A 15,082-nucleotide genomic window follows, 5' to 3' on the forward strand; every position below is an offset into this window, starting at 1 on the left:
CGGAACAGCGGTCCCTGTGACAGGTCGAACGGCCGGCGAGCCTCGGCCAGCAGGACCCGCTCAAGATCCGGCTCGGCCACGTCGATCATGGGAAAGACCACGTCATCCGGCGGGTGGATGACCTGCACCCCGGCGTCGAACGTGGTCCGCAGCGACTCGTGCCGGTCGACGAGCGCGGTCATCGCGGTGATGAGCCGGTCGATGTCCAGCTCGCCGCGCAGGCGGAGCACGGTCGGGGTGATGTACTCGGTGCTGTCCGGTTCGAACTGGTCCAGGAACCACAACCGTTGCTGCGCGAACGAAAGCGGGATCTGACCGTCGCGCGGCACCGGCCGGATCGGGTTCTCCTCGCCGTCCAGGGGAATCGCCTCGGCCAGGCCGGCGACGGTCGGGTACTGGAAGACGATCCGGGGCGACAGCTGGACGCCGAAGATCGCCCGGAGCCGGGAGACGACCTTGATGCTGAGGATGGAGTCGCCGCCCAGCTCGAAGAAGCTGTCGTTGGCGCCGATCTTGTCGACGCCCAGGACCTCGCTCCAGATCCGGGCCACCGCCCGCTGAACGTCCCCGTCCGGCTCGACATACCCCTCGGCCGCGGTGAAATCGGGCTCAGGCAGCGCCTTCCGGTCGAGCTTCCCGCTCACCGTCAACGGCAACCGGTCCAGCGAGACGAACGTTGCGGGCACCATGTAGTCGGGCAGCGACCTGCCCAGATACTCCCGGAGCCCATCCACCGCGCCCACGACGTAGGCGATCAGACGGCCATCGCGCGCGATTACGGTCGCGGCCTCGATGTCCGGGTGATCCAGCAGCCGCGCCTCGATCTCGCCCGGCTCGATCCGGAAGCCGCGGATCTTGACCTGGTCGTCGGCCCGGCCCAGGTACTCGATGCCCTCCGAGGTCCACCGGGCCAGGTCGCCGGTCCGGTACATCCGTCCCGGCCCGAACGGGTTGGCGATGAACCGGTCGGCGGTGAGACCGGGCCGGTTCAGATATCCGCGGGCCAGTTGCGTCCCCGCCAGGTACAGCTCGCCGGGAACGCCGACCGGAACCAGGTTCAGCCGCGAGTCCACAATGTACGCGTACTGGTTGGCCACCGGACGGCCGATCACCGGCCGATCGCCTTCGACGCCACACCACACAGTGTCCACAGTGGCCTCAGTGGGACCGTAGAAGTTGTACGCGTGCACGGTGTTCAGCTGCTGCCACAGCGCCTGGTCGGTCGCCTCACCGCCGACCATGACGAACCGGGCGTGCTCCAGCAGTCCGGCCGGGATCAGCTGCCGCAGATAGGACGGCGTGAGGTCGAGCAGGTCGATGCCGTTCGAGGCCACATACCGCACGAGCGCATCCGGATCCCGCCGGGTGTCGTCGTCGATCAGGTGCAGTTCGTTGCCCGTGGCCAGCAGCACCAGGCCTTCCATCGAGGTGTCGAACGAGAAGGCCGCCGTGAGCGCGACCCGGATGTCGCACGGGAGGATCGAGCGGTGGTTGGCGACCAGGTTGGCCAGGCTGCGATGCTCGATGACCACCCCCTTCGGCACACCGGTCGAACCCGACGTGTAGATGATGTAGGCGGACTGTGAGCCTTGTGGCGGCGCCAGATCGGTGTCCGGGGCGCCGTCGATGTCCGGCAGTTCCTCCAGCACCAGCGCGGGACGGGAGTCGGTGATCATCGCGGCGACCCGCTCGGCGGGCAGTTCGGGGTCGATCGGCAGGTAGACCGCGCCCGCCTTCCACACCGCGAGGATCGCGACCACCATCTCGGCCGTGCGCGGCAGCTTCAGCGCGACAACGTCCTCGGGCCCGGCATCGAGGCGGTGAGCGACCTTGTTCGCCCACGCGTTCAGCTCCGCGAACGTGTACCGCTGGTCCTGGAACACCAGGGCGGTCCAGTCCGGAGTGGACTTGGCCTGAGCCGCGAAGATCTCCGGATAGGTCAAGCGTGGCACGTCGAGCGACACCCCGCGGCCGTCAACGAGGGCGCGCATGGTGTCCTCTGTAGACAACCATGGCAGGTCGTCGATCAGCACCGAGGGATCGGCGATGATTCCGGTCAGGATCCGCTGCAGGCGCTCGGCGAGCCGATGGGCGGTGTGCTCGTCGAACAGCCGGGGATCGTAGGCGAGGTCGAGGTGCAGGTGATCGTCGACGTGCGCGGACAGGGTCAGCGGGAACGTCGTGTTGTCGACAGCGTCGATCTCGACCACGCGGGGTTCGGCGGTGGTCCGGTCGAGGGGATAGTTCTCGAACACGACCACGCTGTTGAACAGGTCCGTGCCCACCCACTGCTGGATCTGGGCCAGCGAAACGAAGTCGAACCGCCGGGACTCGCTTTGCCCGGCCTGCAGGTCCCGCAGCCAGCCGACGACGTCCCGGCCGCCAGAGACGATCGCCCGGGTGGGCACGGTGTTGATGAACATGCCGACCATCGACTCGACGCCGGTCAGCTCGGCGGGGCGCCCGGACACGGTGGTCCCGAACAGCACGTCCGACCGTCCACTGTGCCGGGCCAGCAACAACGCCCAGGCGCCTTGGACAACCGTGTTCACCGTGAGCCCGTTGTCCTGGGCCACTTCCCGGATGCCGGTGACCGTGGCCCGCACGGACGCACTCGACTCGGCCTGGTGCGCCGCCCGCGGTTGACGGTCGTAGGGCAGCGGCGTCGGTCCATCCACATCGGACAGCGCCTCGCGCCAGTACCGCTCGGCCGCTTCCTGGTCCTGTTCGCTGAGCCAGCGCAGGTAGTCGCGGAACGGCCGGCGGGACACCGGTTCCGGCGTCCGGCCGCCGGCGATCGCCCGGTACTCCTCGCACACCTCGGCGAACACCTGCGCGGTGCTCCACCCGTCCAGCAGAACGTGGTGAGACGTCCAGACCAGCCGGACTCGCTTGTCCGTCAAGGGTTCGATGGAGATCGCGGTCAGCGGCGCCTGAGTGAGGTCGAACCGCTCGGGCTGTCCGTGCCGGACAACGACGTTCCGGTGCACGACCTGAAGCCCGGCCTCCGGGAGCACGCTCGATCGCAGCACCGGCGTGCGGTCCACGACCCGTTGCCACGCAACGCCGAGCGCCTCCGGATCGGCGACACCGTCGAGCACCAGCGAGATCCGGTCGACGTATGCGGTCGGTTCGACCAGACTGTGGAAGACCATCCCGGACTGCAGCGGCGTGAGCGGGTAGATGTCCTCGATCTCCCGGCCATCGCCGACGATCTCGTCCACCTGCGCCTGAGTCAGCGACGCCAACGGGAAGTCCGAAGGCGTGCGACCGCCGACAGACGGTGACTCACAGTGCTGGACGATCTGACGCAGCGCGGCCACCATCGCGTTGGCGAGGATCCGAACCGTCGCCCCGGTATGGATCTCGGTCGAGTACTCCCAGGTCAGCACCAGCTCGCCGGACTCGACGAGCCCCGTCACGTCCAGCAGGTAGGTACGAGGCTCGTCGGCGGCGATGTCCAGACCGGGGGCCTCGAGACGGGCTTGGTACAGGCCACCGATCTCGAACTTGCCGTGGTAGTTGAAACAGATCTCCGGCAGCGGGCCCACTTCGGCGCCGCCCAGGTACTTCAGAGCCTCATAGCTCAAGCCACGGTCGGGAACGGCACGCAGCTGTTCCTTCACCGACTTCAGCACGTCACCCCAGTCCCCCGCCGGAATGTCGAGGTGGACCGGGAACTGGGTGGTGAACCAGCCGATCGTCCGGGACAGGTCGATGTCGTCGAAGATCTCCTCCCGGCCGTGCCCTTCGAGCGCGACCGAGACCGTCTCCGACCCGGTCCACCCGGCGAGCACCCGGCCCAGCGCACTGAGCAGGACGTCGTTGACCTGCGTGCGATAGACCTCCGGAACCTTCTGCAGCAAGGCGTCCGTGTCCGAGCGCCCGAGGCGCACCGAGAGCGTCCGAGCGGAGCGAACCGTGTTCAGGCCAACACTGTCGGTAGGCAACTGCTGGCACGCCAACGACCACAGGGAGCTTTGGAAGCCCCCTTTCCGGACATACTCGGTCAGGCGCCTGGTCCAGGCCGCGAACGGCGTGCCGACCGGTTCCAAGGCGATCGTTTGACCCGCTGTGACCTGGCGGTAGGCGGTCTCGAGGTCACCGAGCAGGATCCGCCAGGACACGCCGTCCATCACCAGGTGGTGTACGGCAATGAACAGCTGGGTGCCGTTCAGCACGGCTTTGATCAGTGGTCCGGACCGCAGGTCGAGTCCGTCGCGGGTCAGCGGGGCATCCGTCTGGAACAGGCCCTCGCCGGTCCCAGCCTCCTGCATACCGTCCACAAAGGACATCCGCAGTGCGTCGTGGTGCCGGACGACCGCGTGGAATGCCTGCCGGAGGGCGGCCGGGTCGATGCCGGGTTCCAGCTCGACCAGGACCGACATCGTGTAGTGGGCGAGGTCGCCATGGGTGTCGAAGAACCAGCGCTGGATCGGGCCCAGCGGAGCCGGCCCGGTCACCGTCTCCGCCGCGCCGGTCACCGCGGCACGCACGGTCGTGGCCAGCTCCGCGATGGTCTGGTTCAGGAAGATGTCCCGGGAGCTGAGCTTGAGACCGGCCTGGCGGGCGCGGGAGACCACCTGGATGCTCAGGATCGAGTCCCCGCCGAGGCCGAAGAAGTTGTCGTGCACGCCCACCCGGGCGACGCCGAGCACCTCGGCCCAGATGCGCGCCAGGTCCAGCTCGATCTGGTTGCGGGGCGCCACATACCGGCTGTCCTCCGCCGAGAACTCCGGCACAGGCAGGGCCCGGCGATCCACCTTGCCGCTCTGCGTCAACGGCAGCTCGTCGAGCTCCACGAACGCCGACGGCACCATGTAGTCCGGCAGGATCCCCTTCAGCCAGCCACGAAGATCCAACGCTCCCTTCGGAACCACGTACGCGACCAGCCGCTTGTGGCCGGAGTCCGCCCGGGCGACCACCACCGCTTCGGCCACCCCGGGGTGCCGGAGCAGCGCCGACTCCACCTCGCCGGGTTCGATCCGGAAGCCGCGGATCTTGACCTGGTCGTCGATCCGGCCCAGGTACTCCACACCGTCCTCGGTCCACCGCACGCGGTCGCCGGTCCGGTACATCCGGCCCGGTCCAAAGGGGTTGGCGACGAACCGGTCCGCGGTCAGCCCCGGCCGGTTGAGATACCCGCGAGCGACCTGCGGTCCGGCAAGGTACAGCTCACCGGGAACGCCGATCGGTTGCGGGCGAAGGCGTTCGTCGAGGACGTACGCGTGCAGGTTGCGCAACGGCCGGCCGATCAACGGCCGCTCCCCCGCGACCTCGCCGGACAAAGCGTCCACTGTGCACTCGGTCGGGCCGTAGAAGTTGTACGCGGCCACCGATTCCAGCTGCCGCCACAGCGATCCGCTCAGCGCCTCGCCGCCGAGCATCAGGATACGGGCGTGGTCCAGCAGGCCGGCCGGGATGAGCTGCTGCAGGAACGACGGGGTCAGGTCCATGAAGTCGATCCGGTGCCGGGCCACATAGGACACCAGCGCCTCGGGATCAAGCCGGGTTTCGTCGTCGATCAGGTGCAGCTCGTGGCCGTCGGCCAGAAGTACCAGGCCTTCCAGTGAGGTGTCGAAGGAGAACACCGCCGTGAGCGCGGCCCGCATCCCGGCCGGGAACTGTTCGCGGTGGCTGTACAGCAGGTTCACCAGGTTGCGGTGCTCGACGACAACACCCTTGGGCTTGCCGGTCGATCCCGAGGTGTAGATGACGTAGGCGGCATCCGGGGGTTGAACGGAACTGTCCGGAGTGGACTCCGGGAATCCGCTCACGTCAGGCAGCTCGGAAAGAAACACCACGGGTTGGGCGTCCTCGACCATGTCCGCGGTCCGCTCGGGCGGCTGGCCCGGGTCGATCGGCAGATACACCGCGCCGGCCTTGAAGACGGCCAGGATGGCCGCGATCATGCCCGCGGTCCTGGGTAACGCCAAGGCGACCACACGTTCCCGCCCAGCGCCTTGCGCGATCAGCCAGTGTGCGATCCGGTTGGCCCAGGCGTTCAGCTCGGCGTACGTGAACTGCTGATCCTGGAACACCAACGCGGTCTTGCCGGGCGCGCGAAGGGCCTGTGCTTCGAACAGGGCCGGATAGGTAACGGCCGGGACGTCGATGACCAGGCCGTTACCCACCGGTGCCGGACCCATGGACAGGTCACCCGCCGGCACGTCCGGGGTGTTCACCGCGGCCTCCAGCAGGGCGAGCAGGTGCTCCGCCATTCGCCGCATCGTCGCCGCGTCGAACAGATCCGTGTTGTACTCGAGTACCCCATTGATGACGCCGTCACGCTCGCGGAACTCCACCGTGAGGTCGAAGTTCGACGCCCAGCGCGGCAGGCTGACCTCTTCGACAGTCAGCCCCGGGAACGACGGCAGCGACCGGTCGGCGTTCTGCAGCAACACCATCACGTCGAACAACGGGTTGCGGCTCAGGTCCCGCTCAGCGGTGACCAACCGGTCGAACGGGACATCGTCGTGTGCCACGGCGTCCAGCACCGTCTCCCGGACGTCGGCGAGCAGCTCCGCAAACGTCCGCGACGCGTCTACTGTGGACCGCAGCACGACAGTGTTGACGAAGAAGCCCACCAGGCTGTGCAGTTCCGCGCGGGCCCGTCCGGAAGTGACTGTCCCCACGGTCACATCCTGTTGCCCGGCATACCTCGCGAACAGGATCTTGCAGGCGGTGAGCAGGACGTTGAACAGAGTCGTGTCCGCCCGGCGCGCCAGCTCGGTCAGTTTCGTCGTCAGCGAAGGCGATGCCACGAAGTCATGCATCGCCCCCGCCGACGTCCGCAGGGCGGGACGCGGCCGGTCGGTCGGCAACTCCAGCGGAGCCACGTCGGCAACCAGGTCCCGCCAATACTCCAGATGGCCGGTCAGGTCCCGGGTCCGTTGCCACACCGCGAAGTCCGCGTACTGCAATGCGGGCTCCGGCAGCGTCCCGCCGCTGTACAGGGTGCTCAGCTCGTCGGCCAGCACCCCCATGGACCACCCATCCACGACGATGTGGTGCGAGCTGAGCAGCAGTACATGCTCTACGTCAGATACCCGTGCGAGCAGGGCGCGAAACAAGGGCCCAGTACGGATGTCGAACGGCCGGGAGAACTCCGCCCGCAGCACCTCATCGAGATCGTCCTGGCCGCAGTCGACCACGGATAAGGGCAGGTCAACGGTGGTATGAACCACCTGCACACCCTGCCCGTCGACCTCGTCGAACGTCGTTCGCATCGATTCGTGCCGTCTGGTCAGCTCGCGCAGCCCCGCCGCCAGGGCGGGAACGTCGAGCGGTCCCCTCAGCCGCAGCGCGAACGCGCTGTTGTACTCGGTCTCGTCCGGCTGGAACTCGCTCAGGAACCACAGTCTGCGCTGGGAGAACGACAGCGGCAGCGGCCCGTTGCGGTCGGCCCGCGGGATGGTGTCGCCGTCCGCCTTGCCCGCCAGGCGCTTGCGTAACGCCTCCTGGAGATGCGCGGGCAGCGCGGACATCCGGTCGGCTCTCGACGTCATGACTTCCCTCCCGCGGCCAGGCGCTCCAGGTCCCGGAGGATCCGTTCCTCGACGAGAGCGGCGAGGGTCTCGACCGTGCGCGCGGTCATCACATCCCTCGGCGTGAGCGCGATGGCGAAGGCCGCGTTGACCTTGGCGGTGATCAGCATGCTCTGGATGGAGTCGCCACCCAGCTCGAAGAAGTTGTCGTGCACCCCGATGTCGTCCACATCGAGCGCGTCCGACCAGATACCGGCCACCGCGAGTTCGGTGTCGGTGCGGGGTGCGATGTGCTCGGGCCCGCCCGCAGTGGTCCAGTCCGGTGCGGGTAGCGCGCGCCGGTCCAGCTTCCCGTTGCTGGACAACGGCAGCCGGTCCAGCGTCACGAACGCGGCCGGGACCATGTAGTCCGGCATCGCCTCGGCCAGATAGCCGCGCAGCTCGGCCACATCGACCGTCCCGGCCGCAACCACGTAGGCCACAAGGCGTTTGCGGCCTTCGTCGGTCCTGGCGACGACGACAGCCGAGGCCACCGAAGGATGTTCGGTCAGCACGGACTCGATCTCGCCCGGTTCGATCCGGAAGCCGCGGATCTTGACCTGGTCGTCGGCGCGGCCCAGGTACTCGATCGTGCCGTCGGTCAGCCGCCGGACGATGTCACCGGTCTGGTACATCCGGGCGCCATCGGAACCGAACGGGTCGGCCAGGAACCTGTTCGCGGTCAGTCCCGGCCGGCCCAGATACCCGCGGGCGACACCGGAACCGCCGATGAACAGCTCGCCGCTCACCCCGGCCGGCACCGGTCGCAGGCCGCCGTCCAGCACATAGGCCTGGGCGTTGGTGACCGGGCGGCCGATCGACGGCGTTTCCTCCGAAGTGGACTGCCAGGCCGTCGCGTACACGGTGGCCTCGGTGGGGCCGTACGCGTTCACGACCTGGGCGCCCGGGACGGCCTTGCGCAACGAGTCGAACACCTTGGCCGGCAAGGCCTCCCCGGCCAGCACGAGCACATCCGCGTCGACGTCCAGGCCCGGGCCGTCCAGCAGGTTCGCGAACACCGACGGCACACCACTGGCCAGGCTCCCCTGCCAGGGCCGTTCGGCCAGCACCAGCAGGTCCTGGACCAGTTCGATGCTGCCGCCCGCGACCAGGGGCGCGAAGATCTCGAACACCGACACGTCGAAGTTGAGCGAGGTCGACGCCAGTACGCGCGACAGCCGTCCGCTGAAGGTCGATGCGGCCCAGTTCATCAGGTTGACCGCGTTGTGGTGGGACACCATGACACCCTTGGGCCGCCCGGTCGATCCCGAGGTGTGGATCACGTAGGCCAGATGGTGGGTGCGCAGTGGTTCAAGGCGTTCGTCGTCGGTCACGTTCGCCGAGCGCCGGTTACTGTCCACAATCGACCCCGACAGCACGCAGACCGGGTTGACGTCGGCCAGGATCATCGCCCGGCGTTCGCGGGGATAGGCCGGATCGACCGGAACGTACCCGCCGCCCGCCTTCAGCACCGCCAGCGCGCTGACGATCAGGTCCGGGGTGCGGGGCAACGAGAGGGCGACTGTCCTCTCCGGACCGACACCGGCCGCGATCAGCTCACGCGCCAGCCGGTTGGCCCGGGCGTTGAGCTGGGCGTAGGTCAGGTCGCCTTCGGCGTGCCGGACGGCGATGGCGTTCGGCGTGCGCGCCACCTGGGCCTCGAACAGCTCGGTGATCGTCGTGTCCGGCAGTTCGACCGCGGTGTCGTTCCACTCGTCGACCTGGCTGCGCTCGGTGTCGGTCAGCATCGACAGGTGCCCGAGCGGGCGGTGCGGATCGGCCATCAGCTCGTCCAGCAGTACGCCGAGGTGACCGGCGATCCGTTGCACGGTGCCACGGTCGAACCGTTCGGGCTCATAACCGAACACGATCTTCAGCCGTGGCCCCGGATACACCGTCGCGCTGAGCGAGTAGTTGGTCGCCTCCAGCGCGGTCATGTCCGAGATGTGCAGGCCGTGCATGGAGTCCGCCGGGTAGTTCTCGAACACCAGGATGCTGTCGAACAACCCGACGCCGCCGGGCACGCTGCTGCACGCCTGCAAGCGGGACAGCGGCAGGTGCTCGAACTGGCGTGACTCGGTCTGGACCGCCTGCAGGTCGCCCAGCCAGCCGGCCACCGGGCGCGAGCCGTCCACATCGGACCGGACCGGCAGAGTGTTGATCATGATGCCGGTGATGCCCTCGGGCAGGTCCGTCGGACGCCCGGACACGGTGGCACCGAAACAGACGTCCCGTTGCCCGCTGTAGCGGGAAAGCAGCAGCGCCCAGGCGCCCTGGATCACGGTGTTCAGCGTCAGCCGGTGGCGCTTGGCGAAGTCGTACAGCCTGGCCGAGTCCCGCTCCCCCAGCTCGAACGGAACCTGCTGGGACGAACGAGGTACCTGCGTGGCCGGGCGGTCGTAGGGCAGCGGAGTCGGCGCGGTGAACCCGTTCAGCGTCCGCCGCCAGTACGCCTCGGCCTCGCCCTGATCCTGACGGCGCAGCCAGGAGATGTACTCGCGGAAGTGTGGCCGGGGCGGCACGTCCAGCCCGATGTACCGGGCGAAGACGTCGTTGAGGATCTGGAAGATGCTCCAGCCGTCCAGCAACACGTGGTGGAACGTCCACAGCAGACGGACCTCGTCGTCGCCGGTGCGCGCGATGGTCAGCCGGGTCAGCGGCGGCCGGGCGAGATCGATCCCTTGGTCACGGTCGCGTTGCATCAGGTGGTGCAGGGCGTCGGTGCGGCGTTGCTCGGTCAGCCGGGACCAGTCCAGCACGGTGATCGGCATGGTCACGTGGTCGTGCACGACCTGGACCGGCTCCTCGACGCCCTGCCAGACAATGGAGGTCCGCAGCGCCGGCGTCTGCGCGAACACGAACTGCCACGCCATGGCCAGCCTCATCGGGTCGGTCACGCCGGAGAGCACGAACGTGGTCTGCTGGAAGTAGGTTCCTTCGTCCATCGCGGACACGTCGTGGTAGACCATGCCCGCCTGGATCGGGGTCAGCGGGTAGATGTCCCGCACGGTCTCATCCGCGATCCGGTCCACCTGCGCCTGGGTCAGGCGCGCCAGCGGGAAGTCGGACGGGGTGTGCCCACCCGGCCCCGGATCGCGGATGAGGTGCCGCAGGGTCGCGAGGAACTCGTCGGCCAGCGCCTGGATCGTGCCCTCGCTGTGCACGTTCGCCGAGTAGTACCAGGCGAACTCCAGGCATCTGCGGTCCACTTTGCCCACCAGGTCGATCAGGTGATAACGCTCGTGCCGCGTGCTCTGGTCCAGGTCCAGACCACCGATGCCGCGGTACAGCTCACCGGCCGGCCAGTCCAGCTGGCCCAGGTAGTTGAAGCTGATCTGCGGCCGGACGTCTCGGACGCCCAGAACCCCATAGGACAGGCCGCGATGCGGGATCGCGCGCAGCTGTTCCTTGACGGACTTGAGGGTCTCGCCCCAGCCCCGCGCGGTCATGTCCAGCGCGACCGGGAACATCGTGGTGAACCAGCCGACCGTGCGGGACAGGTCCACATCCGGGAACAGGTCCTCGCGGCCGTGTCCCTCCAGGTCGATCAGCACGTCGTCGCGCCTGGTCCACTTCGACAGCACCGCGCCGACCGCGGTCAGCAGGACGTCGTTGACCTGCGCGTGATAACGGCGGGGCAACTCGCGCAGCAGAGCCGATGTCTCGCGCTCGCTCAGCCGCAGCCGCACGGACTTGGCGCTGGCCACGGTGTTCGGTCCGGTCCCGTCGACTGGGATCGGCTCGGGTTCGGGGACATTGGTCCAGAATGGAGCGTCGGCGCTGAAGTCGTAGGTGGCCAGGCGGTGGGACCACTCGCGGAACGACGTGGTCTTCGGGCCCAGGTCGATCGGCTCGCCCCGGCGGGCCTGCTCGTAGGCCTTGGTCAGGTCCTCCAGCAGGATCCGCCAGGACACGCCGTCGACCACAAGGTGGTGCACGGCAAGCAGGACAGTGGTCTCGTCCACCAAGACCGCCTTGACCAGTGGTCCGTCGGCCAGGTTGATCCCTTCACCGGCCAGGATCTCGGTGGCCTCGGTGGCGTTGTGCTGCTGCCACTGGCCTTCGACGTGCGTGAACCGCATGCGCAGGGCGTCGTGGTGGTCGACGATCGCGGCCGCGGCCTTGCGCAGGGCCTCGGAGTCGTAGTCCTCGGCGAGTTCGATCACCAGGGACTGGTGGAAGTGCTCAGGCTCATCGGGGTGGTTGGCGAAGAACCAGCGCTGGATCGGGGTGAGCGGGACGTTCCCGCTGACCAGGCCCTGCTGGCTGCGGGTGGTGACCTCGGTGACGGCCGGGGCCAGCTCCGAGATGCTCTGCCGGGCGAAGATGTCCTTGGCGGTCAGGCCGATCCCGGCCTGCTTGGCCCGCGACACCACCCGGATGGCCAGGATCGAGTCGCCGCCCAGCTCGAAGAAGTTGTCCCGGACCCCGACCCTGGGCAGGTCAAGGACTTCGGCGAAGATGCCGGCGAGCGTGGCCTCGATCTGGGTCCGCGGCCCGACATACCCGCCTGCCCGGGTGGTCCGGACCTCCTGCGGCGTGTCCGTGTGCTGGGCGCCCAGATCGGACAGCCGCCGGTCCGGATCGGTGACGACCGCATCCAGCAGGCCGTGCAACCGCTCCGACAGGGCCTCGATCGTGCCCGGGTCGAACAGGTCCGTGTTGTACTCGACCGCCAGGACCAGCTCGTCACCACGCGGCCAGAACTCGACGACCAGGTCGAACCGGGCGAACGGGCGCGGCAGGTCGTACTCGCTGACCCGAAGGCCGCCGGCGGTCCGGGCCGGGACCATCTCGTTCTGCAGCACCACCAACGCGCTCAAACGCTCGCCACCCAGGTCGGCCAGCCGGTCGAACGGCACGTCCTGGTTGGCGAACGCGCCCAGCACGGTCTCGCGGACATCGCCCAGGAAGTCCGAGAACGGCAACGCCGGGTCCACATCGGACCGCAGGACGAGGGTGTTCACGAAGAACCCGACCAGATCGTCCAGCTCCGCCCGCGTCCGCCCCGAGCTGACCGTGCCCACGGCGACGTCCCGCTGACCGGTCCACCCGGACAGCAGCACGGTCACCGCGGCGGCCAGGGTCGTGAACAGCGTGGCCTGGTGGGCCTGGCCGACCTTGGTCAGGCGCCGCACCAGGTCCTCGTCGAGCGTGCTGCGCAGTACCGAGCCGGGCGCACCTCCGGCTCGGGCCTGCTCCGTGGGCAGCCGCAGGGCCTGCATCCCGGCCAGCCTGCGCCGCCAGTACTCGACCTGGTCGCTGACGTCCTGGTCGCGTTGCCACACCGTGAAGTCCGCGTACTGGATGCCTGGCTCCGGCAGCTCGCCGCCGGAGTACACGGTGAACAACTCGTCGACGAGGACCTGGACCGAGCGGCCGTCGGTGATGATGTGGTTCTGGCACAACACCAGCACGTGCTCGTCGACGGCCAGGCGGACCACCAGGGCACGGGTCAGCGGGCCACGGCTCAGGTCGAACGGCCGCCGCAGCTCCTGCTCGATGGCCGCCACGGAGTCGCTGAACCGCACCGGGATCTCGCCGTGCGCGGCGATCCGCTGCACACCGTCCACAGTGGTCCGCAGGGCTTCGTGCCGGTCCACCAGAACCGCCAGCGCCGACCGGAGCCGGTCCACGTCGAGCGGCCCGGACAGGCGCAGGCCGATGCCGGTGTTGCCCGCGGTCCGATCGCCGGTCACGTCATGCTGGAACCAGAGGCGTTGCTGCGCGGGGGAAAGCGGGATCACGCCGCCGCGGTCCGAGCGTTCGATCGCCGTGGCCTGCATCGCGGTCGGCACCAGTGCGGCCAGACCCGCGATGGTCCGTGCGTCGAACACGGCCCGCGCGGGCAGTTCGATGCCCAGCTCGGTCCGCAGGCGGGACAGCACGCGGCCGCTGAGGATCGAGTCCCCGCCCAGCGCGGCGAACTCGTCCTCGACGCCGACTTCGTCAACGCCCAGGACATCCGCCCAGATCCGGGCCAGCAGCTGCTCGGTCTCGTTGCGTGGCTCGACATGGCTGTCGGTGGCGACCACCGGCTCGGGCAGCGCGTCCCGGTCCAGCTTCCCGTTGGGGCTCAGCGGGAACGCGTCCAGCACGACGAACGCCGACGGAACCATGTGCTCTGGCAGCACCTCGGCCACCCACGAGCGCAGGTCCGGCGGTTCGGTCTTGGCGACGACGTACGCCACGAGCCGCTTCAGCCCGGACTTGTCGGTCCGGGCGACGACGACGGCTTCGTCCACATCGGAATGCCCGCGCAGCACGGACTCGATCTCGCCGGGTTCGATCCGGAAGCCGCGGATCTTGACCTGGTGGTCCGCGCGGCCGACGAACTCGATCACCCCGTCGTCGGTCCACTTCACCACATCCCCGGTCCGGTACATCCGGGATCCGGGTTCACCCAAGGGGTTCGCCACGAACCGGGACGCGGTCAGGCCGGGCCGGTCGAGGTACCCGCGCGCCAGGCCGATGCCGGACACGTAGAGCTCGCCGGGTTCACCGATCCGGACCGGCCGCAGCTGCTCGTCGAGCACGTGGGCCTGGGTGTTCCAGATCGGGCGGCCGATCGGCGGCGGATCATCGCTGGGGACGAGCGGTTCGCTCCACGTCGAGACGACCGTGCACTCGGTCGGGCCGTACGCGTTGATCATGTGCCGGCCCGGTGCCCACGCCCGCACCAGCTCGGCGTTGCACGCGTCGCCGCCCACGATCGGGGTTCTGAAGTCCGGCAACGCCTCGATCAGCTGCCGCGGCACGGTGGCCAGCGCGACCGGTGGGATCAGGGCGTGCGTCACCCGTCCGCGCGCGAGCACCTCGGCCAGCTGTTCGCCCAGCAGCGGGCCGGGTGGCGGAACGACGAGGGCGGCACCGGCCGGAAGCGACATGCACAGTTCCAGTACGGAGGCGTCGAACGAGGGCGACGAGAACTGGAGGACCCGGTCACCGGGCCGGACCTGGAACCGGTCGATCTCGGCGGCGGAGAAGCTCGCCAGGCCGCGATGGGTGACCACGACACCCTTGGGGCGTCCGGTGGAGCCGGAGGTGTAGATGACGTAGGCGGGATGATCTGGTGATACGTCGACCGCCGGTGGGGTGCTGGGCTGCAGCTCGATGGCGGGGTCGCCGACCGCGATCGAGCCGGGCAAGTCCCCGGTCCGGGTCAGGACCAGCGCCGGGTTCGCGTCGGTGAGCATCATGTTGATGCGTTCGGGCGGGTAGTCCGGGTCGACCGGCAGGAACGCCGCGCCCGCTTTGAGCACGGCCAACTGGGCGACGACGATGTCGACCGAACGGGGCAGCAGCAGCGCCACGATCTTCTCGGGGCCGGCGCCGCGCTGGACCAGCAGGTGTGCCAACTGGTTCGCCCGGGCCGATAACTCTCCGTACCGGACGGTCTCGTGATCGCGCCAGAGCGCGGGCAACCCCGGTGTACGTCTTACTTGACGTTCAAACATTTGTGAAAATGTAGAAACGGGTATCGGCTTCGCTGTCGCGTTCCACATATCGGGAACGATTCCGCCGGTTTCGGACACGGCATTATCCATCAGCATGAC

Annotated in this window: 2 protein-coding genes (1 of these 2 only partly in view); both read right to left on the reverse strand. The window is 68.7% G+C overall.

Going from position 1 to position 15,082, the window contains the following annotated elements:
* Positions 1-7,508, reverse strand: partial view of a non-ribosomal peptide synthase/polyketide synthase gene (locus tag AB0J95_RS18365; protein ID WP_364758506.1) — the start only. Its footprint begins 11,035 nt before the window's first position; 7,508 of the gene's 18,543 nt are visible here — the first part of the coding sequence; the start codon lies at positions 7,506-7,508; the stop codon falls past the left edge of the window.
* Positions 7,505-14,983, reverse strand: a complete 7,479-nt coding sequence (locus AB0J95_RS18370; RefSeq protein ID WP_364758509.1) for an amino acid adenylation domain-containing protein — start codon at positions 14,981-14,983, stop codon at positions 7,505-7,507. Before AB0J95_RS18370 ends, AB0J95_RS18365 begins: the two co-directional genes overlap by 4 nt.
* Positions 14,984-15,082: the final 99 nt, after the last annotated feature.

Origin of the sequence: Actinocrispum sp. NPDC049592 (assembly GCF_040675465.1) — a bacterium.
Lineage (GTDB): Bacteria > Actinomycetota > Actinomycetes > Mycobacteriales > Pseudonocardiaceae > Kibdelosporangium.